The following is a 22,852-nucleotide window of genomic DNA, read 5'->3' on the forward strand; positions in this document are numbered from 1 at the left end:
TTTACTGTTCCTTGATCAGCAGACGCGCGGCTGCCGTCGCTGTTCGCGGGCCTACGCCCAGGGCCAGCGCGGCGCGCAGGTCGGCGCCGGTGTCCACGTCCTGGCGTACCGAATCCACCTGGTCGAGGTCGAGTTCCACCGCTCCGGACTCGCGATGGCGGGTCCTGGAATTCGTGCCGAATGAAGGAAGTAAATCTCTGCCCGGAGCGGCGGCCAGCAGCGTCGTGCCGATTGCGGCTGCATCCGGGAGGAATGCGCGTGGGAATTCCGCGGCAGAGTCCAGAACTCGGGCCAATTCCAGGGGGCGCAGGGCGGGAAGATCGGCGTTGAGGGCCGCCACGGCGCTTTCGGGGCGGGACGAGCGTACGACCGCCACCCCGTGCGCCAGTGCCGCGTTCAGGCCGCCGCCCGGCTCGTCCGGGACGATGTGCGCGCCAAGTGCGCCCAGCTCACGGCCGGCCAGGGCGTCGTTCGTGACGACCGCCACATCCTTCACCGCCGGGCTGGCCAGCGCCGCAGCGACGGTGTCCTGGGCGAAGGCGAGGGCCAGGCCCGGGCGCAGTCCGTCGCTCGCGGTGTCCGAGAGCCTGCTCTTCGCCCGCGCCAGGGGCTTCAGGGGTATGACCAAGGTCCACTGCACGAGCGTTTCGTCCCTCTCTAGTCGCGGCCATTGTCACTCAGCCGTCACCAGGGGCATCTGGCGGTTGCGGCGGCGAGGCGTACCGTGTTCTCGACAGACCGGCGGCCTGGGGCGACACTTGTGCGGCCCTCCGGCCCGATGTCCTTGATCCCTAGAGGAAGGTGTCCGCGTGCCCCGCCGCAGAATCGGCTTCTGGTACCGCTTCGCCGCGGTGCTCTGCAAACCGCCGCTGGTGGTTCTGATCAAGCGGGACTGGCGCGGAATGGAGCACATTCCGGCCGAGGGTGGATTTATCACCGCGGTGAACCATAATTCGCACATCGATCCCTTCGCGTACGCGCACTTTCAGTACAACACCGGCCGGGTTCCGCGATTCCTCGCGAAGAGCGGCCTTTTCAAGAAGGGATTCGTCGGCGCCGCGATGCGCGGCACCGGGCAGATCCCCGTCTACCGGGAAACCACGGACGCGCTGAGCGCCTTCAGGGCCGCGATCGACGCCGTGGAGCGCGGCGAGTGCGTCGCGTTCTACCCCGAGGGCACCATCACCCGCGACCCCGACCAGTGGCCGATGACCGGCAAGACCGGCGCCGCGCGCGTGGCGCTGCAGACCAAGTGCCCGGTGATCCCGGTCGCGCAGTGGGGTGCCAACGAACTGCTGCCGCCCTACGCGAAGAAGGCCAACGTCCTTCCGCGCAAGACCCACCGGGTGCTCGCGGGCCCGCCCGTGGATCTCGCGCGCTTCTACGACAAGGAGATGACCCCGGAGTTGCTGAAGGAAGCGACCGAGGTCATCATGGCCGCCATCACCCGCCAGCTGGAGGAGATCCGCGGCGAGAAGGCGCCCGAGACGCCGTACGATCCGCGCCAGGAGCGCATCGAGCAGCGCCGCAGGACCGCCGCGCAGAACCGGCAGACGCAGCTGAAGGCCGAACAGGAAAAGGCCGAACAGGAAAAGGCCGAACAGGAAAAGGCCGAACAGGAAAAGGCCGGGCAGGAAAAGGCCGGACAGGAAGAGGGGCAGGGCGCGTGAGCAAGCCCGTCAAGGCGGCAGTTCTGAGTGCCGGTTCGTGGGGAACCGCCTTCGGCATCGTCCTCGCCGACGCGGGATGCGAGGTCACCCTGTGGGCCCGTCGCGCCGAGGTCGCCGAGGCCATCAACTCGAGCCGTACGAACCCCGACTACTTCCCCGGCGTCGAGCTCCCGCAAGGTATGCGGGCCACCACGGACCCCGCCGAGGCCATGGCCGGCGCCGACTTCACGGTGCTGTCCGTCCCCTCCCAGACGCTGCGCGCCAACCTCGCCGAGTGGACCCCGATGCTGGCGCCGGGCACGGTCCTCGTGTCGCTGATGAAGGGCGTCGAACTCGGCACCACCATGCGGATGAGCGAGGTCATCGAGGACGTGGCCAAGGTCGGCCACGACCGCATCGCCGTGGTCACCGGACCCAACCTCGCCCGCGAGATCGCCGCGCGGATGCCGGCCGCCGCGGTGGTCGCCTGCACCGACGAGGCCGTCGCCCAGCGCCTCCAGGCCGCCAGCCACACGCCGTACTTCCGCCCCTACACCAATACGGACGTGGTGGGTTGCGAACTGGGCGGTGCCGTGAAGAACGTCATCGGCCTCGCCGTCGGCATCGCGGACGGCATGGGCCTCGGCGACAACGCCAAGGGCTCGCTCATCACACGCGGCCTCGCCGAGACCACGCGGCTCGGGGTCGCGCTGGGCGCCGACCCGCTGACCTTCTCCGGACTCGCGGGCCTGGGCGACCTGGTGGCGACCTGCTCCTCGCCGCTGTCCCGCAACCACACCTTCGGCACCAACCTCGGCAAGGGCATGACCCTCCAGGAGACCATCGCGGTCACCAAGCAGACCGCCGAGGGCGTCAAGTCCTGTGAGTCCGTGCTGGATCTGGCCCGCCGGCACGGCGTCGACATGCCGATCACGGAGACGGTCGTCGGCATCGTGCACGAGGGCAAGCCGCCGGTGGTCGCGCTCAAGGAGCTGATGTCGCGCAGCGCAAAGCCGGAGCGACGCTGAGCGACGCCGAGGGGAACGCCACCCTCCGGACGCTGACTCGGACCCTACGGGCGGGTACGCTCATCGCGATATGAGCACCGAGAACCTCCCCCAGAGCCCAGACCAGCAGCCTCGCAAGCCGCGCGTGGCCGTCGTGTTCGGCGGTCGTAGCTCCGAGCACGGGATCTCCATGGTCACCGCCGGCGCCGTACTGCGTGCGATCGACCGGACGAAGTACGACGTCCTGCCGATCGGCATCACGCGGGAAGGCCGCTGGGTGCTCACCGCGGACGAACCGGAACGGATGGCGATCACCGATCGCCGTACGCCCGAAGTCGAGGACCTCACCGACGCCGGCGAGGGCGGCGTGGTGCTCCCCGTCGACCCGGCGAACCGCGAAGTCGTCTACACCGAGCCCGGATCGGTGCCCAAGGCGCTGGGCGAGATCGACGTCGTCTTCCCGGTGCTCCATGGCCCCTACGGCGAGGACGGCACCCTGCAGGGCCTGCTGGAGCTCTCCGGCGTGCCGTACGTGGGCTCCGGTGTGCTCGCCTCGGCCGTCGGCCAGGACAAGGAGTACATGAAGCGGGTGTTCACCTCGTTCGGGCTCAAGGTGGGCCCGTACGTGGTGATCCGGCCGCGGGAGTGGGAGCAGGACGAGTCCGCCGCCCGCAAGAAGATCATCGACCTCGCCGGCGACCACGGCTGGCCGCTCTTCGTGAAGCCCGCGCGCGCGGGTTCGTCGATCGGCATCACCAAGGTCGAGGATCTGTCCGGCCTGGACGAGGCGATCGCCGAGGCGCAGCGGCACGACCCGAAGATCCTCGTCGAGGCCGCGCTGCGCGGCCGTGAGATCGAGTGCGGGGTGCTGGAGCTGGAGGACGGGCCGCGGGCCTCCGTACCGGCCGAGATCCCGCCGCCGGACACGCACGCGTACTACGACTTCGAGGCCAAGTACATCGACTCGACGCCGGGGATCGTGCCCGCGCCTCTCACGCCGGAGGAGACCGCGGAGGTCCAGCGCCTGGCGGTGGACGCCTTCGAGGCGGCCTCGTGCGAGGGCCTGGTGCGCGCGGACTTCTTCCTCACCGAGGACGGGGAGTTCGTGATCAACGAGATCAACACGATGCCCGGTTTCACGCCGATCTCGATGTACCCGCAGATGTGGCAGGCGAGCGGGATCAGCTACCCGGACCTCGTGGACAAACTGATCGAGGCGGCGATGCGGCGGTCCACCGGCCTCAGGTGACCGCCGTACCGGTCGGGCGCGGGCCCCTTCGGCTGCCTGCCGTTCAGTTGCTCACCGTCAGGTCGGCGACCCCTTGGGGGATCGCCTTCTTGATGGCCGGCGCAAGATCGATCAGCACACTCGAACTGTCCCGGCCCTGCCCCACGGTGACCTCGACATACGCGCGCCGGCTCGCGGTCGTGAACCGGTACCCCCCGCCGTCCTGCTCCTCCATCAGCCACTTCACGCCTTCGACGCCACCGGCCACCGCGTCCGGGTCCCGCCCCTCGGCCACCTTGGGATCGATCATCTTCGGCGGCCGTACGACACCGCAGCGCAGTATGATCGCCGGGTCGTCCCCCCAGCCCGCGGTCAGCGCGGACGCGGGCGAGGGGTCCTCACGGCGCTCACCGTCCACCTTGGCCGGCAGTACCTTGTCGAGGTTCTGACACAGCTTCGCGGCCTTCGCACCGGGGCTGGGAACCGCCGCCGACGCGCTGTCGTCTGCTGATGAGCAGCCCGCGGCGGTGATCAGCAGGACCAGCGCGGGCAGCCCGAGGACAGAAGTGTGCCGGTGACGGAAAGAGTTCACCGGCCAAGGTTAGACGGGGGCTACAGATGTACGACCGGGCAGGTCAGGGTGCGGGTGATGCCGTCCACTTGCTGGACCTTCGCGACCACCATGCGACCCAGGTCGTCGACTGTGTCGGCCTGGGCGCGCACGATGACGTCGTACGGTCCTGTCACGTCCTCGGCCTGGATGACTCCAGGGATCTTGCTGATCGTCTCGGCGACGGTCGACGCCTTGCCGACCTCCGTCTGGATCAGGATGTACGCCTGTACCACGGAACCTCCAGGGCGGCCACGAGGATCATGTGGGGAAAAGGAACGCCACGGTATCGCGTCGCCGCTCGCCGCGGGGAGACCTGCGGTGGCCGGGGCTTGCGCGCCGGGGTGCAGGCACGACAGAAGTTGACGTACATCTCGACCGTAGCGAGGACAGTAGTGACGCGCGACCGGGTGCGGACAGGGACAGAAGGGGCGTAAGGGAAATGAAGGGCACTGTTGGTGAGCTCGGTGAGTTCGGGCTCATCAGGGAGCTCACCTCCCGTCTCACCACCACCCCGGCGGTCCGGGTCGGCCCCGGCGACGACGCCGCGGTGGTCGCCGCGCCCGACCGCAGGGTGGTCGCCAGCACCGACATCCTGCTGGAGGGACGGCACTTCCGCCGTGACTGGTCCACGGCCTACGACGTGGGCCGCAAGGCCGCCGCGCAGAACCTCGCGGACATCGCCGCCATGGGCGCCGTACCGACCGCGCTGCTGCTCGGCCTGGTCGTGCCGGCCGAACTCCCGGTGACCTGGCCGAGCGAGCTGATGGACGGCCTGCGCGACGAGTGCCAGGTCGCGGGCGCCTCGGTGGTCGGCGGCGACGTCGTACGGGGCGACACGATCATGGTGTCGATCACCGCGCTCGGCGATCTGCGCAACCAGGAGCCCGTGACGCGGGCGGGCGCGCAGCCCGGCGACCTCGTCGCGGTGACCGGCTGGCTGGGCTGGTCCGCCGCCGGATACGCCGTGCTCGCCCGCGGTTTCCGCTCGCCGCGGGCCTTCGTGGAGGCGCACCGGCGCCCCGAGCCGCCGTATCACGCGGGTCCGGCCGCCGCGGGGCTCGGCGCGACCGCCATGTGCGACGTCAGCGACGGGCTGATCGCGGACCTCGGGCACATCGCCGAGGCCAGCAAGGTCCGCATCGACATCCGCTCGGGCGCGATCGACATCCCGTCCCAGATGAACGACATCGGGCAGGCCGTCGGCGTCGACCCCATGCAGTGGGTGCTGACCGGGGGAGAGGACCACGCGATCGTGGCGACCTTCCCGCCGGACGTGAAGCTGCCGGCCCGCTGGAAGGTCATCGGCGAGGTCCTCAACCCCTCGGCACTGCCCCAGGTGACGGTGGACGGGGCGCCGTGGACCAGCAAGGGCGGCTGGGACCACTTCGGCGGGGACATCGAGTCATGATCCCGGGCGTCCTTACGGTGGCGGGCTCCGACTCCGGTGGCGGCGCGGGCATCCAGGCCGACCTGAAGACGATGCTCGCGCTCGGCGTGCACGGCATGAGTGTGCTGACGGCCGTCACCGCCCAGAACTCCCTTGGTGTGCAGGGGGCCTGGGAGCTTCCGGTGGAGGCGGTGCGGGCGCAGTACCGCAGCGTCGTCGACGACATCGGTGTCCAGGCCGTCAAGACGGGGATGCTCGCGTCGGCCGAACTCGTCGAGGCGGTGGCCGAGTTGCTCGGAGGGACGGACGCGCCCGCCGTGGTCGACCCGGTCGGGGTCTCCAAGCACGGGGACTCGCTGCTGGCGGCCTCCGCGCTCGACTCGGTGCGCACCAAGCTGCTGCCGGTGGCGACCGTCGCCACCCCGAACCTCGACGAGGTGGCCCAACTCACCGGCGTCCACGTGGAGTCGGAGGACGACATGCGGCGAGCCGCGGCGGCCGTGCTGGCGTACGGGCCCCGTTGGGTCGTGGTCAAGGGCGGCCATCTCGCGGGCGACGCCCTGGACCTGCTCACGGACGGCTCCGAGGAGCACTGGCTGCGCGCCCCGCGCCACGACAACCGGCACACGCACGGCACGGGCTGCACCCTCGCGTCCGCGATCGCGTCGCAGCTGGCGAAGGGGCAGTCCGTGCCGGAGGCGGTGGCGGCGGCCAAGGAGTACGTCACCGGGGCGATCGCGGCCGGGTTCGCGCTCGGCGGCGGGATCGGGCCGGTCGACCACGGCTGGGCCCTCACACGGGGTACTCCGGGAGCTTGATGTCGGTCGCCGACTTCTCGGTGAGCCGCTTGAAGAAGGCCGCCAGCGGGCGGGAGGCGAGCAGCCGGTACATCCGGTCCCGGGTGCGGATCCGCCGCTCGGTGGCCGGCGCGAAGAACGGGCCCGCGTTGCCCGAGGTCTTCTGGCAGCCCTTGGCGAAGTCCCGGACCCGGCTCTCGTACGCGGCGAACGCCGTACGGTGATCCCCGCCCGCCAGGGCGAGTTCACCGGCCAGGACGTACGCGCCGACGATCGCCACCCCGGTGCCCATGCCGCCCATCGTGGCCCCGTACCCGGCGTCCCCGAGCAGCGCCACGCGCCCCTTGGTGAGCCGGTCCACGTGGATCTGGGCGATCGCGTCGAAGTACAGGTCGTCGGCCGCCTCCAGCGCCTTGAGGACGTTCGGCCCCTCCCAGCCCATCCCCGCGAACCGCTCGGCGAGGATCCGCTTCTGCGCGGCGGTGTCCCGGCGGTCGTAGGACAGCCGCTCGGAACGGAAGACCAGCAGCGCGCCCGCGCGGTCGGGGTCGCCGTCGTAGTTGCCGAGGGCGATCGCGCGGCCGGGCTCGCTGTAGAGGCGGCCCGTGCGGTCCAGGCCCAGGTCGTTGGGGACCTCGAAGCCCGCGACGTAGTGGTCGAAGAAGCGCAGGTAGCGGGATTCGTCGCCGAAGACGAGACCTCGGGTGTGCGAGTGGAGGCCGTCCGCGCCGATCACCAGGTCGAAGCGGCGGGGCGGGCTGTTCTCGAAGGTGACGTCGACGCCGTGGGGTGTGTCGGTGAGTGTGGCGATCGAGTCGCCGAAGACGTAGTCGACGCAGTCCTCGGTGCGCTCGTACATGATCCGCGCGAGCTCGCCCCGGAAGATCTCCACGTCGCCGCTCATCATCTCCGAGGGCAGGTCCACGCGCGCGTGCCCGTCCGCGTCCACGACGCTCTGGCGGCTCATATGGGTCTGGTGGGCGTGGATCTCGTCCCAGATACCCATCGAGGTGAGGACCGTGCGGTGGACGTGCCCCCGGAAGTCGACCGCGAAGCCGCCGCCACGCAGCGCGGGCGCCTTCTCGACGACGGTGACGCGGGCGCCGTAGCGGGCCAGGTTCAGGGCGAGGGCGGGGCCGGCGACGCTGGCGCCGGAGATGAGGACGGTGAGGTGGCCGAGGTCATGCGTCTTGTTCGTCATGCACGGCAGCTTCCGCGCGGCCGCTGACCGTCCTCCTACTGTTCGCTGACCGCCGCTGACCGTAGCGCGCGGCCCTGCTCGAAGGCCTTCTCGTAGGCCTCGCGGGACAGCTTCTCGCGTACCTCCTTCCGCGTCCGTACGGCATCGGGGTCGCCCTCGGCCGACGCGCCCCGCAGCCCCTCCGCGGCGCCCAGGAGTTGGGCCGCCCGCTCGGGGTGCGGGGCGACGGAGGCCAGGGCCTCGGCGACGGCCGCCAGGGCGAGGGTGTCGGGGACGTCCAGGGCGTGCGTGCGGGCCTGGGCGAACCAGTCGCGGGCTTGGTCGAGATCGCCCTCGGCGGCCGCCGTGCGGCCCAGCCCGATGAGGATCAGGACGGTCTCGCCGACGCTGAACCAGTTCGCCGCGCAGGCCTGGAGAGCGCTTTCGTAGTGCACGCGCGCGTGGGCGGTGTCCCCGGTCTCGCAGAGCCGGGCCGCGTCGCCGAGGCCGCGCCGGGCGGCCGCCACCTTGTCCGGGGCACCCGCCGCGCGGGCCAGGTCGGCGGCGCGCGTGAAGAGCGCCACCGCATCCTCGGTGTCGCCGAGGTACAGCAGCACGGTGGCGCGGGAGCGCAGCAGGTCGGAGGTCTCCTCGGGTGCGTCCAGTTCCTGGACGTACTCGAGGCCTTCGTCGAACAGCTCCAGGGCGCGGTCGTAGTCGCCGCGCCGGCCCGCGAAACCACCCAGCGGATCCAGGCAGTTGGCCATGCCCCAGCGGTCACCGGTCGCACGGAATCCGGCCAGGGAGCGCGCGAAGGCCGCCTCGGAGGCCACGGGGTCGCCCGTGAACTGCGCCTGGTAGGCGAGCCCCAGATCCAGCAGCGCGCGGCCCCACGGTTCGCCGCCGACCTGGACGGCGAGCAGGTCGTCGTCCACCGCGTACAGGGGGCCGGCGGCCAGCGACCACAGGACCATGGTGAAAGGCAGCCGCAGCGGCTCGTCCAGGGCGCGCATGAGCGCGGCCACGCGCGCGATGCGGTCGGGTTCGCCCGGGTCGTCGCCGCGGCCGGTGACCGTGTTCATCAGACACAGCGCGTGCTCCTCCGCCAGCCCCGGCGGCGGTGCCTCGCCGACCGCCGCCAGCAGGGCGCGGGCCAGGGGCACCTGCTCGCCGTGCGGGGCGCGCAGCCGCCAGAACCAGGACAGGGCGGCCATCAGCCGCAGGGCGTCCTCGGGGGCGGTGGCGACGAGATGGCGCAGAGCAGCGTCCAGGTTGTCCCGCTCGGCGTCCAGACGGGCCAGCCAGGGGAGTTGGCCGCCACCGCGCAGACACGGCTCCGCGCGCTCGGCCAGTGCCCGGAAGTACGCCGCGTGGGCGTCCCGCAGCCGGTGCTCGTCCTCCAGCCGCTCGGCGGCGTACGCGCGGATGGTCTCCAGCATCCGGTAGCGGCCCTCGGACACCTCCAGGAGCGACTTCTCCACCAGCGAGGCCAGCAGATCCTCCGGATAGGGGGTCGCGCACACCGACTCGACCGCCTCCAGAGTGGCCCCGCCCGCGAAGACCGTCAGCCGGGTCGCGAGCTCCCGCTCCTCCGCGTCCAGGAGGTCCCAGCTCCACTCCACGACGGCGCGCAGGGTCCGATGCCGGGGAGCCTTGGAGCGGTCGCCGCGGGAGAGAAGACGGAACCGGTCGCCCAGGCGGTCCGCCAACTCGTCCGGGGTGAGGGTGCGCAGGCGGGCCGCCGCCAGCTCGATGGCGAGGGGCAGCCCGTCGAGGGCCGCGCAGATGTCGGCCACACGCGCGTGGCCCTCGAATCCGGGACGCACGGCTTGCGCGCGATCGAGGAAGAGCCGGCTCGCGGGCTCCGGCGGCAGCGGCGGCACGGGGATCAGCACCTCACCGGTGATGCCGAGCGACTCACGGCTCGTGGCGAGCACGCGCACCCCGGGACACGCGCCGAGGAGCAGCGCGGACAGCCCGGCCGCGTCCGTCACCAGGTGCTCGCAGTTGTCCAGGACGAGAACGAGCTCGCGGTCCTCCAGCGCGGCCAGCAGTCGCTCGGTGCCGTCCGTCGCGGGCGTGCGCAAGCCGTCGCGCACACCGAGGGCGGTCAGTACGGCGTACGGGATCTGCGCCCCGTCGGTGAGGGGTGCCAGCTCGGCGTAACAGACGTCGCTGTGCCCGCTCGCCGCCTCGATCGCCAGCCGGGTCTTGCCCGCGCCGCCGGGGCCGGTGAGCGTGACGAGACGGGAGCCGGCTCCCCCGCTCAGCAGCTCAGAGATCCGTACGAGCTCTGTCTCGCGGCCGACGAAGCGGGTGAGCTGGACGGGGACACGTCGGCGGTCGTCCCGCCGCCCGCGGAGCAGCTCCAGGTGCAGCGCGGACAACTCGGCCGAGGGATCCGCGCCCAGCTCCTCCGCGAGAGCGCCCCGGGCCTCCTCGTACACCGCCAGCGCCTCGGCGGGCCGGCCGCCTGCGTGCAGGGCGCGCATCAGCTGGCCGTACAGGCGCTCGCTCAGGGGGTGCGCGGAGACGAGCGCCCGTAGCTCCGGTACGAGGTCGGAGCCGCCGCCGAGCGCTAGATCCGCCTCGACGCGGTCCTGTACGGCGGCCAGCCTGAGCTCTTCGAGCCGGGTGCGCTCGGCATGCGCGTCCGGGAGGTCGGGCAGGGCGGGGCCGCGCCACAGGGCGAGCGCGTCCAGAAGTCCGGCCGCGGCTTGCCGGTGGTCCCCGGCGGCGAGGGCGGCACGTCCCTCGGCGGCCAGCTGCTCGAACCGGTGAACGTCCACCGTGTCGGGAGCTGTGGCGATGCGGTAGCCGGTCGCGGTGGCCACGATCTCCGTGTGCGGGGTCAGGCGCCTGCGCAGGCGGGAGATCTGCGACTGGAGGGCGTTGGCCGCGCCGGCGGGCGGCCGGCTGCCGTAGAGGCCGTCGAGCAGCCGCTCCGTGGAGACCGTTCGGCCCGCGTCGAGGAGCAGGAGGGTGAGCAGCGCGCGGGGGCGGGGGCCTCCGGGGTCGACGGGCGTGCCGTCGTCGGTGCGTACCACCAGGGAACCCAGGATGCCGAAGCGCATGCCCGGGATTCTGGCAGTTCAGCGCGTTGTCAGGGACAGCAAAAAACTTCAGGGACAGCAAAAAGCCGGCCCACCCTCAGGTGGACCGGCTCAGTGCAGCGAACCAGCAGTGGCCGCGCGCTTAGCTGTGCGTCAGCGCGAGACCTTGCCGGCCTTGATGCACGAGGTGCAAGCGTTCACGCGCTTCGGCGTCCCGCCGACCACGGTACGGACGCGCTGGATGTTCGGGTTCCAGCGACGGGACGTACGGCGGTGCGAGTGCGAGATGTTGTTGCCGAAGCCCGGCCCCTTGCCGCAGACGTCGCAGTTGGCAGCCACGGGTCACTCCAAAGACTTCAGATGCACTTACGGTTAATCCCGGCAGGCCGGGATCGAGATCTAGGATCTGAGATCTGAGTGGCGTTGCCAGGGGAACGGCCCGATCGGATCGGGCAACCGGAGCAGCATACAACGACTGCGCCAGTGCAACGAAACTACCATGGCTGCTCAGGGCCCCGCTCCCGGCCCTCTTCCGCCGCACACCGGCCCTGGGTCTACGCTGCGTGCCACGTCCAGCAGCTCAAGGAGGCGCAGGTGGCGCACGTGCCGCAGACATTCTTCGATGCTCTCGCGGTGCGCACCTGGTGCGGCCTCGCGTTGGAGTCGCTGGGTCGCGCGCGTGAGGAGATCGACGCGATCAACGTCTATCCCGTGGCCGACGGTGACACCGGGACGAACCTGTATCTGACGGTGGAGTCGGCCGTGGCCGCGGTCGAGGCGGTGTTCGCCGGGCACGCGGTGGACTCCGCACGGACCGGGAGCCCCTCGCTGGCCGACGCCGTGCGCGCGATGGCGCACGGGGCCCTGATCGGGGCCCGGGGGAACTCCGGGACGATCCTCGCGCAGCTGCTGCGTGGCATGGCACAGGTGCTCGCCGCCGACGGTGAGACGGCTCATACCGACGGACCGGGCCTGCGGCTCGCCCTGCGCCGCGCCGCCGACTCCGCGCGCGAGGCCGTGGCCCATCCGGTCGAGGGCACGGTGCTCTCGGTCGCCTCGGCCGCCGCCGACGCGGCGGGCGGAGCGGAGGGCGACTGCGGGACGGTCGCGAGGGCGGCCTACGAGGGGGCGCGGGCCGCCCTCGCCGCGACGCCCGGCCAGCTGGCCGTCCTGGAGCGCGCCGGGGTCGTCGACGCGGGTGGGAGGGGGCTGGTGGCGGTGCTCGCGGCGCTGGTGGAGACGTTCACCGGGGAGGCGCCGCGGGCGGTCGGGTCCTTGGCCACGGCTTCCGGTTCGGGTGGTTCCGGTTCCGGGACGTACGCGCGCGGGGGGCGCGGCACCGGAATGCCGCCCATGGACCTGGAGCCGGGTGCCTTTCCCGGGCCGGACCTGGAGTGGGGTGCCTTTCCCGGGAGCGACGAACACCTCGCGTCCCACGTGCCGGGGCAAGCGGCAACCGCGGCGCACGCGCGCGGGGGCTCCGCCGTCCCGGGCGACCTCGACGACTGCGCCGACGGTCCGGCCGGACACGGCGGAGGCGGTCCCGCCTTCGAGGTGATCTACCTCCTGGAGGCCGACGACGCGGCCGTCGCGCGACTGCGGGCCCGGCTCGACGCCCTCGGGGACTCCCTCGTCGTGGTCGGCGGCGACGGGCTGTGGAACGTCCATGTGCATGTCGACGACGCGGGTGCCGCCGTGGAGGCGGGCGTCGAGGCCGGGCGGCCGTACCGGATCCGGATCACCCACTTCGGGCTCGGCGACGTCCACACCACCGGCGGCGAGCGGCCGCCGCGGGAGCGGGTTCAGCGCGCCGTGGTGGCCGTCGTGCCGGGCGAGGGCCTGGCCGGGCTGTACACCGAGGCCGGCGCGACCGCCGTGCTCGCGCGCCCCGGGGAGCCGCCTGCCAGCGGGGAGCTCGTCGACGCCGTACGGCGGGCCCACGCGCGCGAGGTCGTGCTGCTGCCCAATGACCCCGAGCTGCGCCACACCGCGGCCGCCGCGGCCGAGCAGGCCCGCGCGGAGGGCATCCGCGTGGCGCTGATCCCGACCCGCTCCGCGGTCCAGGGCATCGCGGCGCTCGCCGTGCACGAGCCGGAACGCCGCTTCGACGAGGACGTCGTCTCGATGACCTCGGCGGCCGGCGCGACCCGGTACGGCGAGGTCGCCGTCGCGGAGCGCCAGTCCTGGACCATGGCCGGCATCTGCCAGGCCGGTGACGTCCTCGGCCTCATCGACGGCGACGTGGCCGTGATCGGCTCGGACGTCATGGCCACCGCGGCGACCGTCCTCGACCGCATGATCGCGGCCGGCGGCGAGCTCGTCACGATCGTCCTAGGCGACGAGGCGCCGGAGGCGATCGCCGAGCACCTCGAAGCACGCGTGCGTGAGTCCTATCTCGCCGTCGACACGGTGGTGTACCGGGGCGGGCGGCAAGGGGCGCTGCTGCTCATCGGCGTGGAATAGAGCCCCCGGGAGCCGCCGGGAGCCGGGAGCCGGGAGCGGGACCCCTCCCCGCCGTCGCTACTCCGTGTCCTGCTCCTCCACCACCTCAAGCATCTGCTGGGCCTCGGCCCGTCGCTCCTGCGCCGCCTCGTCGCCCTCGTCGGAGCCGTCGTACGCCGTCAGCACCGCACGCGCGCGTGCGGCGGCCCGGGCCGGGCGGCTCAGGTCGGCCTCCAGCCAGCCCGCGGCGAGTTCGGCGCCGGTGCGGCTGTGCAGGGCGTCGTCGCCGAGCGAGGCGAACACCGCGGCGGCCTGCGTCACCTGGGACAGGGCCTCCTCCAGTGCGGCCCGGATCGACTCGTCCTCGGCGTCCTCCGTGGCGGAACGGGCGAGCAGGTCGCTGAACTGCCGGTGGGTGTGGCCGAGGTCGGCGGTGAGCCGCTGCCGCGCCTCATCGTCGTCCGCGGCGTCCAGCGCCGCCATGCACTCGCTGACCGCGCTCGCCATCAGCTCGGACGCGGTCGCGGTGTCGTCGCTGCCCGCCACCACTTCGCCCGCCGTGCCCTGCGCGTCCTCCACACGCAGCGCCAGCCACGCGCGGGCGCGCAGGGAGCGGACGAGGCCGTGCACGTTGCCGAGGGAGCGCCACAGCGTGCCCGCGCGCGCGTATGCCTGGTCCGCCTCGGCATGCAGGCCCGCGTGGCCGAGGGACTCGGCGGCGAGGTGGGCCAGCGTGGCGTGGTCGTGCTGCTCGGGCCAGTGCCGGGCGATCTCGGCGGCCTGCAACCGGCGTTCGGCCGCCGCGCGGTGTTCCCCGAGCTCGCTCAGGCAGTCGCCGAGCCACCACTGCGTCTGGACGACAGCCCCGTCGCCGTGCGTCTCGGCGCTCAGGTCGGGCAGCGCCGACTCCAGTACCTCGGCCGCCTCGGCCCACCGCCCCTGCCGCAGCAGGAACCCGCCGAGCTGCTGCCGCGCCCAGGCACCCAGCGTGCGGCTCTCGCCCGCCTCGTCGGCCCAGTGCGCCGCCTCAAGGGCGTGTTCGGCGGCCTCCTCGGACAGCCCACGGCCGCCGAGCACCTCGGCCAGCTGGAGGTTCAGCTGGGCCCGCCCGGTCGCCTCGAGGTGCGGCCCGCCGTGCTCCAGGGCCGCCCGCAGCGCCCGCTCGGCCTCCGCCGTGTCGCCGAGATGGTGCGCGAGTCCGGCCAGCCGGGCCTCGTACTCCACCGCGAACCACGGCAGCCCCGCCCCGACGAACGCCTCCGAGGCCCGCGCGAACAGCTCCGCGGCCCCCGCCACGTCCCCGGTGAGCGCCGCCAGCTCCGCGAGCATCGCCTGCGCCTCCGCGGCCCGCGAGGTGAGTCGTACGTCGTCCCCGGCCCGCCCGTCGACGAGCGCGAGCACCTCCCGCGCGGCCATCTCGGCGTCGGCCAGGACCGCGCCCTGCACCGCGTCCTCCGCCTCATGCACCCGGCGCATCAGAATCCGTGCCCGGCTCATCAGCACGGCCGCCGTCTGACGGACCTCGGTGCCGTCCTCGGCGTACAGCGCGAGGATCCGGTCGTACAGGCCGGCAATGGCTGTGAGGGCCTGCGGCACCTCGCCCGCGAGAGCGCGTACGTACGCTCCACGCGCGCGTGCCGCCAGCGCCTCCCCGGGGTCGCCCGCCTCCGCGTACAGGCCGGCGGCCTCCTCGAACAGGGCGATGCCCTCGGGGCCCAGGTCCATCGCCTGGTGGTCGGCGATCTCCGCGCGGTCGCGGGCGGCCAGCTCGACGCCCTCGGCGGCTCGCGAGACGGCCGCCCAGGCCTCGATGGCGTTCGGCTGCAGGGTGTCCGACAGGCGCCGTGCCGCGGCCAGCAGCGCGGCCAGGTCGGGCTGCGCGTCCGCGACCTCCGGCACGCTCGCCGCAGCCGGCGCGGGCAACGCCACCGCCGTCGGCCGAGCGGGCGTACGCACACCCAACGGCAGCCGCTCCACCAGGGGCCGCTGCTCCATACGCGCGCGTGCCCGCTCGCTGATGTGTCCCGTGCCGTTGCGCTGATCGAAGCGCGCGGCCAGGGCGAGGGCGTCTGCGCGCGCGTGGACGGCGAGTTCGCGAGCGGTCCAGGTACGGCCCGCCGGACCGGGCACCTGCTGTTCCCCCAGCCCGAGCCCGGTCAGGCGGTCCATGAGCAGGGCCACCACCGACATGAACTCCAGCTTGCTGCGCGGATGCCCGTCGTCCGTGAAGTAGGCGGGCCGCTCGGCGAGCAGCTCCAGGCCGCGCGCCTCGTTGCCGGTCAGCGCACAGAACTCCACGTGGTCCGCGTAGGCCCCGCGCATGCTCTCCATGGCCCGTACGAGCCTGAAGCCCCGCAGATGGTTGGCCCGGGCCTCGTCGACGCGGCCCAGGCGCAGCAGCGGCGTCAGGGAGGACGCGAGGACGGTGTGCGGCTCATGGGCGCACGTGAACTCGCCCTCCAGGACCGGCCCCCACAGCTGCAGCCCCTCCGCGTCCCGGCCCCGTTCCGCCTGCCACCACCCCTGCCCGTGCAGCTCGCACGCGTGGCAGTCGGCCATGCTGTCCCGGTCGGCGGCCAGCCAGGCGCCGTACGCCCGCTCGGCCCGCGCCACGTCCCCGACATGGGCGGCGACGCTGAACTCGGCGCTGCGCACGGCCCGTTCGGAGTGCCCGGCGAGCCGGTAGCGGTGCTCCATCTCGCCGAGCCACTTCTCGATCGAGGCGAGCGGGATGTGCGGCTGGTCGAGCATGCCGGACGACATCCACTTGAAGACCCAGTGCAGCGTATGCGTCTCGTACTCGTCGAAGTCCTCCGGCCGCTCGTCCCACAGACGCAGCAGTCGCGCGAAGGGGACGAACATCTTGTCCTTCTCGGAGCTGTAGTTGTAGACCTTCAGCTGGTGTCCGAGCGCCTCGATCACGGCGAGCGGGATGTTCAGCTTCTCGGCCTCGGCGAGCAGCTGCTCCGCGCGCGCGTTGCGGGCCGGACCCTCCGGTTCGTCGCCGTTCTCCGCCATCGCCCGGCGCAGTGAGTCGAAGTCCGTGATGTCGCTCATGGGCGACGCTCCTCGCCGTTCGTGGCCCACTCCAGCAGGCCGATGAAGGCCCGGTTCAGCAGCGCCGAGTCCGCGGGCCTGAGCGGGCGCTGCGCCATCAGCAGGGCCTGCCCGTAGAGGGACTCGGTGGCCGTGCCGATCAGCTCCGGATCGCCCAGCGAACTGATCCGCCGGATCAGCGGGTTGAGGTGGTTGAGCACGAGACGCGCGCGTGGCGTGCTGCCGCGCAGCGAGCCCAGGATGCCCGCCCACAGGTCGTCGGCCTGCTCCTCCGCCTCCGCGCGCGCCTGCTCGTGCCGGGCCGCCCGGTCGTCGAGGTGCAGCGCGGGCACGGACAGCGGATGGAAGGCGCGCAGGACGACGTCACAGCCCAGGGGGTCGAGCTTGGCCCGCGCGGCCGCCAGGAAGCCCGCCAGGGCCAGCTCCTCGGCCGGGTCGACCGAGTCCAGATGGGCGGTCACGGTGTCCGCGTCCAGCTCGGCGACGACCGTCCCCGGCCGCACCGACGGCAGCGCCTCGACCAGCTCGCTGTCGTACGTGTAACCGCCGTTGATCACCCCGACGCCCTGTGCGGACGCGATCGGCGCGACCTGCCGGTACTCCTCGACGGTCCGCGTGAAGTGCACCACCGGGTGCCGCTGGGCGAACTCCTCCAGGGACAGCTGCCCGTCGGTCGTCTCGAAGGGGAGCCACGGCAGCATCGTGCGCAGCATCTCCTTGTCGTGCCGCGCGAGGGACTTCACGCCCAGGTGGTGCACGGACAGGAAGGCCGCCAGCCGTTCCGGATCACCGGCCGCAAGCCCCGTCAGCCAGGACCGAATCCTTTCGCCGAGCGCCTCCCGTACGGCCGCCAGCGTCTCGTCCTCGTACAGCGACTCGCGCGAGGCCGTCGGCCGCAGGCTGTCGGTGTCCAGGACACAGCGCACGAAGAACGCCCAGTCGGGCAGCAGCTGTTCGGCCCGCTCGGTCAGCAGCATGCCCTTGAGGTGGACGCGATGGCCCGCCCGCTGGGCCGGGCTGACCGCCGAGGGCAGGACGTAGGCCACGCCGCGAATCCCCGCGAGCGGCACGTCCAGCCCTATCGAGTCCAGCGGAGTGAAGCCGAACAGGTCGTGACAGTGCCGGGCCAGGGCCACCCGCCGGTTGGCGGGGGAGGCGTACGGCCGGTCCCAGGGCGCGGGCAGGTCGGTGACCGCCTCGCCGCCGACCCGGACGTCGTACGGCAGCAGCGAGCCGAAGTCCCGCGCCAGCGCCAGGACCCGGTCCTCGGCCAGCCACTCGGCGGCCCCGGCCCGCGCCACCAGGTGCACGGTGGTGCCCGGTTCGGCGCGGGCGTCGTGCGGCAGCGTCCGTACCGTGTAAGAACCGTCGTCCGTCGCCGTCCACTCCACGGGCGCCGCGTCCGGCGTACGGGCGCTGCGGCTGACCACCCGGATCCGCTCGGCGACCACGAAACAGGCCAGCAGACCGATGCCGAACTGCCCCAGGAAGTCGGACCGGGCCTCCTGCAGCCCCTCGGCACGCTTGGAGCTGCGCCCGATGGTCGCGAGCAGATTGTGCACGTCCGCCTCGGTGAGCCCGACCCCGGAGTCCTCGACCCGCAGGGCACCCGACTCGGCGTACAGCCGGACCACGGCGGGCGCGCCCGGCTCCTCGGCGCGTCTGGCGGTGATGGCGTCGACCGCGTTCTGCAGCAGTTCGCGCAGGTAGACCTTGGGACTGGAGTAGAGGTGATGGGAGAGCAGGTCCACCAGACCGCGCAGGTCGACCTGGAACGTATGAGGTGATTGGGGTGGCTGAGGTGCCTGGGATGACTGTGAGGTCTGGGAGTCCATCGTCACGGCGCCGTTGGGGGGACTTGGCGACGGCGCGGGGTCGGGCGGTCCCGGTGAGGCGGTAACCGCGAAAGGATGGCCGGAGCGCGCCATCCTAGAGCCGAAATGAACCGTCTGACCAGGGGTTTCCGGGACGTTTACCGGCACGGCCGCCGTGACCTCTACGGCATTGTCAGTGCCGTGGTGTGGAATGGATCTCGTGCCTGCACTGGAAGAACCGTTGAAGAAAGTGCTCGGCCCTCCCACCGCGAAGGTGATGGCCGAGCATCTCGGCCTGCACACCGTCGGCGACCTCCTGCACCACTACCCGCGCAGATACGAGGAGCGCGGCCAGCTCACCCACCTGGCCGACCTCCCCATGGACGAGCACGTGACGGTGGTCGCCATGGTCGCCGACGCCCGCCTGCACTCCTTCGCCTCCACCAAGGCCCCCCGGGGCAAGGGCCAGCGCCTCGAAGTCACGATCACGGACGGCAGCGGCCGCCTCCAACTGGTCTTCTTCGGCAACGGCGTTCACAAGCCCCACAAGGAGCTCCTGCCGGGCACCCGCGCCATGTTCGCGGGCAAGGTCTCCGTCTTCAACCGCCGCCTGCAACTGGCCCATCCGGCGTACGAGTTGCTGCGCGGAGACTCGGAGGAGACGGTCGAGACCTGGGCCGGCGCCCTCATCCCGCTGTACCCGGCCACCGCCAAGCTGGAGTCCTGGAAGATCGGCAAAGCGATCCAGACGGTTCTTCCCCGTGCCCAGGAGGCCATCGACCCCCTCCCCGACTCCCTCCGCGAGGGCCGCGGCCTGGTCTCCCTCCCGGAAGCCCTCCTGAAGATCCATCGCCCGCACACCAAGGCGGACATCGAGGACGCCCGCTCCCGCCTCAAGTGGGACGAGGCCTTCGTCCTCCAGGTGGCCCTCGCCCGTCGCCGTCACGCCGACGCCCAACTCCCGGCGGTGGCCCGCAAACCCAAGCCGGACGGCCTCCTCACGGCCTTCGACGACCGCCTCCCCTTCACCCTCACCGAGGGCCAGCAGAAGGTCTCGAAGGAGATCTTCGACGACCTCGCCACCGAACACCCGATGCACCGGCTGCTCCAGGGAGAGGTCGGATCGGGCAAGGCGCAGCCCCTCGACTCGCTCGTGCTCACACCCTCCGGTTTCCGTCGGATGGGGGACATGAGCGTGGGGGACGAAGTCGTCGTGCCGAATGGGGAGATCGCGCTGATCGACGGCGTCTTCCCGCAGGGAGAACGCGATGTGTGGCGCTTGGTCCTCTGCGACGGAAGTTCCGTGGAGTGCGACGACGAGCACCTCTGGATCGTCGGCACGAGGTGTGGGGGGCACCGGGGCCAGGCTCCCAAGATCATGACGACGCGGGAGATCCGCCTCGACACGTTCAACGCAGACGGGTCCCCGAAGTGGTACATCCCAGCCGCAGCACCGGTCGATCTCGGAGGCGACTCGGGGCTGCCGCTGGACCCCTACCTGTTCGGCCTCCTCCTCGGGAACGGCTCATTCCGTCACCACCTCCGTCTGTCCACGAGCGACGACGAGATGCGCGATGCCGTGGCGGCCGCCGTGGCGCCGGAATGCCGTCTGGTGCCGGTAAAGGGTTCCCGCCGCGACTACACGATCCAGCTTTCCCAGCGTGCGGACGGAACCCGCAACCCAGTGATCCGGACCCTGCGGGATCTGAACCTCTGGGGCGAGACGTCGCACGGCACATTCGTTCCCGACGCTTTCAAGAACACGTCGGTCAAGAACCGTCTCGCTCTGTTGCAAGGGCTCCTGGACACCGACGGCACGATCCATGAGGACGGTATGAGCCTGTCGCTCCGCACGGCCTCGCGCAGGCTTGCGGACGATGTCGCCTGGCTCGTGCGCTCGCTGGGAGGCCGTGCGCGCGTCCTGCCGAATCGAGCCGCGTTCCACGTGTCGGTTGCCTTGCCCGACGAGTACGCGCCGTTCCGACTGACCCGCAAGACCGAACGTGTCCGGCCCCGGCCCAAGTACGACAGCTTCCGGCGGGGAATCCGCGCGGTCGAATACGTGGGGCGAAAGCCGGCCCAGTGCATCAGCGTGGGTCACCCGAGCCGCGCATACATCACCGACAACTTCACGGTCACCCACAACACCATGGTGGCCCTGCGCGCCATGCTCGCCGTGGTCGACGCCGGCGGCCAGGCAGCCATGCTCGCGCCCACCGAGGTCCTGGCCCAGCAGCACCACCGCTCGATCGTCGAGATGATGGGCGAGCTGGCCGAGGGCGGAATGCTGGGCGGGGCCGATCAGGCCACCAAGGTGGTCCTGCTCACCGGCTCCATGGGCGCGGCCGCCCGCCGCCAGGCCCTGCTCGACCTGGTCACCGCGGACGCCGGGATCGTGATCGGCACGCACGCGCTGATCGAGGACAAGGTGCAGTTCCACGACCTCGGCCTGGTCGTCGTCGACGAACAGCACCGCTTCGGCGTCGAACAGCGCGACGCCCTGCGCGGCAAGGGCAAACAGCCGCCCCACCTGCTCGTCATGACTGCCACACCCATCCCGCGCACCGTCGCCATGACCGTCTTCGGCGACCTGGAGACCTCGGTCCTCGACCAGCTCCCGGCCGGCCGCTCGCCGATCGCCAGCCATGTCGTCCCGGCCGCCGACAAGCCCCACTTCCTGGCCCGCGCCTGGCAGCGGGTGCGCGAGGAGGTGGAGAACGGCCATCAGGCGTACGTCGTCTGCCCGCGCATCGGCGACGAGGAGGACGACCCGAAGAAGAGCGGCAAGAAGAAGTCCCCCGAGGACGAGGCGGAGAAGCGCCCGCCGCTCGCCGTCCTGGAGGTGGCCGACCACCTCGCCAAGGGCCCCCTGCAGGGCCTCCGTGTCGAGGTTCTGCACGGCAGGATGCACCCCGACGACAAGGACGCCGTCATGCGCCGCTTCGCCGCCGGCGACACGGACGTCCTGGTCGCCACGACGGTCATCGAGGTCGGCGTGAACGTCCCCAACGCCACGGCGATGGTGATCATGGATGCCGACCGCTTCGGCGTCTCCCAGCTCCACCAGCTGCGCGGCCGCGTGGGCCGAGGCTCCGCCCCCGGCCTCTGCCTCCTGGTCACCGAGATGCCGGAGGCCAGCGCGGCCCGCCAGCGCCTGAACGCGGTCGCCTCCACCCTCGACGGCTTCGAACTCTCCCGCATCGACCTGGAACAGCGCCGCGAGGGCGACGTCCTGGGCCAGGCCCAGTCGGGCGCGCGTACCTCTTTGAGGGTCCTCGCTGTCATTGAGGACGAGGAGATCATCGCTGAGGCGAGGGACGAGGCGGCGGCGGTGGTTGCGGCCGATCCGGAGCTGACGGGCCTTCCTGGCCTGCGCACGGCCCTGGACGCCCTCGTGGACGAGGAGAGAGAGCAGTACCTGGAAAAGGGGTGAGGAATGCCAACCCAGGGGCGCGGGGAACTGCGCGACCAGCCACACTGATACCTGAAGCCGCCCACAACCAAGGACCGAAGATGACCCGCGTGATCGCCGGCGCAGCCGGCGGACGTCGCCTCGCCGTCCCCCCAGGCACCGGCACCCGCCCCACCTCCGACCGCGCGCGCGAAGGTCTCTTCTCCACTTGGCAGTCCCTCCTGGGCGGCCCCCTGGAAGGCGAACGCGTCCTCGACCTCTACGCCGGATCAGGCGCAGTCGGCCTGGAGGCACTCTCCCGCGGCGCCGGCCACACCCTCCTCGTCGAGGCCGACGCCAGAGCCGCCCGCGTCGTCCGCGAGAACGTGAAGAATCTCGGCCTCCCCGGCGCCGAGGTGAGGTCGGGCAAAGCCGAACAGATCATCCAGACCCCGGCGCCGACCGAGCCGTACGACATCGTCTTCCTCGACCCCCCGTACGCCGTCACGGACGACGATCTTCGCGAGATTCTCCTCACACTCCGCTCAAGGGGCTGGCTCGCGCCGGAGGCTCTCGTCACCGTGGAGCGCAGCACCAGAGGCGGAGAATTCCGGTGGCCGGGCGGCTTTGAAGCGCTCCGGGCCCGTCGTTACGGCGAGGGAACGTTTTGGTACGGTCGCGCCGCCTCTACGTGCGAAGACGCACGATGACCGGACCGGAGAGCGAGGGATCACAAGTGCGCCGCGCCGTCTGTCCCGGGTCGTTCGACCCGATCACCAACGGACATCTCGACATCATTTCCCGAGCCTCCAGGCTGTACGACGAGGTCTACGTCGCAGTCATGATCAACAAGGCCAAGAAGGGCCTGTTCGAGGTCGACGAACGGCTCGACCTGATCCGCCAGGTCACGGCCGAGTACGGGAACGTGCGGGTCGAGGCCTTCCACGGCCTCCTGGTCGACTTCTGCAAGCAGCGCGACATCCCCGCCATCGTCAAGGGCCTGCGCGCGGTCAGCGACTTCGACTACGAACTGCAGATGGCCCAGATGAACAACGGCCTGTCCGGCGTCGAGACGCTCTTCGTGCCGACCAACCCGACCTACAGCTTCCTCTCCTCCTCGCTCGTCAAGGAAGTCGCCACCTGGGGCGGAGACGTCTCCCACCTGGTGCCCCCGGTGGTCCTCGAAGCCCTGAACAAGCGCCTGCGCAGGGACTGATGGGGCTACAGTCGTCCC

General features: G+C 71.8%; 17 protein-coding genes. 9 read left to right on the forward strand and 8 right to left on the reverse strand.

Annotated elements, in window-relative coordinates:
- Position 1 precedes the first annotated feature (1 nt).
- The gene (gene cofC / locus PBV52_RS34485) at positions 2-640 is read right to left on the reverse strand and encodes a 2-phospho-L-lactate guanylyltransferase (protein WP_274243642.1); all 639 of its coding nucleotides are present in this window, start codon (positions 638-640) and stop codon (positions 2-4) included.
- A gap of 169 nt (positions 641-809) precedes the next feature.
- Between cofC and PBV52_RS34490 the strand changes: the two genes are divergently transcribed.
- The 3 genes from PBV52_RS34490 to PBV52_RS34500 all read left to right on the forward strand — a co-directional run bounded on the left by PBV52_RS34490 (position 810) and on the right by PBV52_RS34500 (position 3,905).
- Positions 810-1,670, forward strand: coding sequence for a 1-acyl-sn-glycerol-3-phosphate acyltransferase (locus PBV52_RS34490; protein WP_274243643.1), 861 nt, complete (start codon positions 810-812; stop codon positions 1,668-1,670).
- A complete protein-coding gene (locus PBV52_RS34495) occupies positions 1,667-2,677 on the forward strand; it encodes an NAD(P)H-dependent glycerol-3-phosphate dehydrogenase (protein ID WP_274243644.1) in 1,011 nt (336 codons plus the stop codon). The genes PBV52_RS34490 and PBV52_RS34495 overlap by 4 nt, the downstream gene beginning before the upstream one ends.
- 70 nt (positions 2,678-2,747) lie before the next feature.
- Complete coding sequence (locus PBV52_RS34500) at positions 2,748-3,905, forward strand: D-alanine--D-alanine ligase family protein (RefSeq protein ID WP_274243645.1); 1,158 nt, start codon at positions 2,748-2,750, stop codon at positions 3,903-3,905.
- Positions 3,906-3,948: 43 nt separating this feature from the next.
- Here PBV52_RS34500 and PBV52_RS34505 read toward each other — a convergent pair whose 3' ends face one another.
- A complete protein-coding gene (locus PBV52_RS34505) occupies positions 3,949-4,476 on the reverse strand; it encodes a DUF3515 domain-containing protein (protein WP_274243646.1) in 528 nt (175 codons plus the stop codon).
- Between the two features lie 20 nt (positions 4,477-4,496).
- Complete coding sequence (locus PBV52_RS34510; RefSeq protein WP_003997603.1) at positions 4,497-4,730, reverse strand: Lrp/AsnC family transcriptional regulator; 234 nt, start codon at positions 4,728-4,730, stop codon at positions 4,497-4,499.
- A 206-nt stretch (positions 4,731-4,936) separates the two neighbouring features.
- Here PBV52_RS34510 and PBV52_RS34515 point away from each other — a divergent pair, with 206 nt between their 5' ends.
- Complete coding sequence (locus PBV52_RS34515) at positions 4,937-5,905, forward strand: thiamine-phosphate kinase (RefSeq protein WP_062709090.1); 969 nt, start codon at positions 4,937-4,939, stop codon at positions 5,903-5,905.
- Positions 5,902-6,702 carry a bifunctional hydroxymethylpyrimidine kinase/phosphomethylpyrimidine kinase gene (gene thiD / locus PBV52_RS34520; RefSeq protein ID WP_274243647.1) on the forward strand — a complete coding sequence of 267 codons (801 nt, stop codon included), beginning with the start codon at positions 5,902-5,904 and terminating at the stop codon, positions 6,700-6,702. The genes PBV52_RS34515 and thiD overlap by 4 nt, the downstream gene beginning before the upstream one ends.
- Here the strand turns inward: thiD and PBV52_RS34525 are convergent.
- The 3 genes from PBV52_RS34525 to rpmB form a co-directional block, all read right to left on the reverse strand.
- On the reverse strand, positions 6,677-7,882 hold the full coding sequence (locus PBV52_RS34525; protein ID WP_274243648.1) for an FAD-dependent monooxygenase: 1,206 nt from the start codon (positions 7,880-7,882) through the stop codon (positions 6,677-6,679). The two genes, thiD and PBV52_RS34525, sit on opposite strands and share 26 nt — an antisense overlap.
- Positions 7,883-7,917: 35 nt before the next feature.
- The gene (locus PBV52_RS34530) at positions 7,918-10,935 is read right to left on the reverse strand and encodes a BTAD domain-containing putative transcriptional regulator (protein WP_274243649.1); all 3,018 of its coding nucleotides are present in this window, start codon (positions 10,933-10,935) and stop codon (positions 7,918-7,920) included.
- A gap of 132 nt (positions 10,936-11,067) precedes the next feature.
- Positions 11,068-11,253: a 50S ribosomal protein L28 gene (gene rpmB / locus PBV52_RS34535; RefSeq protein ID WP_003993230.1), complete on the reverse strand. Its 186-nt coding sequence runs from the start codon at positions 11,251-11,253 to the stop codon at positions 11,068-11,070.
- A 255-nt stretch (positions 11,254-11,508) separates the two neighbouring features.
- Here rpmB and PBV52_RS34540 point away from each other — a divergent pair, with 255 nt between their 5' ends.
- Complete coding sequence (locus PBV52_RS34540) at positions 11,509-13,377, forward strand: DAK2 domain-containing protein (protein ID WP_274243650.1); 1,869 nt, start codon at positions 11,509-11,511, stop codon at positions 13,375-13,377.
- Positions 13,378-13,434: 57 nt separating this feature from the next.
- Here PBV52_RS34540 and PBV52_RS34545 read toward each other — a convergent pair whose 3' ends face one another.
- Positions 13,435-16,413 carry a tetratricopeptide repeat protein gene (locus PBV52_RS34545; protein WP_274243651.1) on the reverse strand — a complete coding sequence of 993 codons (2,979 nt, stop codon included), beginning with the start codon at positions 16,411-16,413 and terminating at the stop codon, positions 13,435-13,437.
- Entirely contained in the window at positions 16,410-18,248 is a 1,839-nt protein-coding gene (locus tag PBV52_RS34550) for an HSP90 family protein (RefSeq protein ID WP_274243652.1), read from the reverse strand. The genes PBV52_RS34545 and PBV52_RS34550 overlap by 4 nt, the downstream gene beginning before the upstream one ends.
- A 190-nt stretch (positions 18,249-18,438) precedes the next feature.
- Between PBV52_RS34550 and PBV52_RS34555 the strand changes: the two genes are divergently transcribed.
- The 3 genes from PBV52_RS34555 to coaD all read left to right on the forward strand — a co-directional run bounded on the left by PBV52_RS34555 (position 18,439) and on the right by coaD (position 22,834).
- Entirely contained in the window at positions 18,439-21,660 is a 3,222-nt protein-coding gene (locus PBV52_RS34555; RefSeq protein WP_274243653.1) for a helicase-related protein, read from the forward strand.
- Between the two features lie 80 nt (positions 21,661-21,740).
- Positions 21,741-22,328, forward strand: a complete 588-nt coding sequence (gene rsmD, locus PBV52_RS34560) for a 16S rRNA (guanine(966)-N(2))-methyltransferase RsmD (protein ID WP_274243654.1) — start codon at positions 21,741-21,743, stop codon at positions 22,326-22,328.
- Between the two features lie 26 nt (positions 22,329-22,354).
- The gene (gene coaD / locus PBV52_RS34565) at positions 22,355-22,834 is read left to right on the forward strand and encodes a pantetheine-phosphate adenylyltransferase (protein ID WP_274249774.1); all 480 of its coding nucleotides are present in this window, start codon (positions 22,355-22,357) and stop codon (positions 22,832-22,834) included.
- Positions 22,835-22,852 lie beyond the last annotated feature (18 nt).

The organism is Streptomyces sp. T12, assembly GCF_028736035.1.
Lineage (GTDB): Bacteria > Actinomycetota > Actinomycetes > Streptomycetales > Streptomycetaceae > Streptomyces.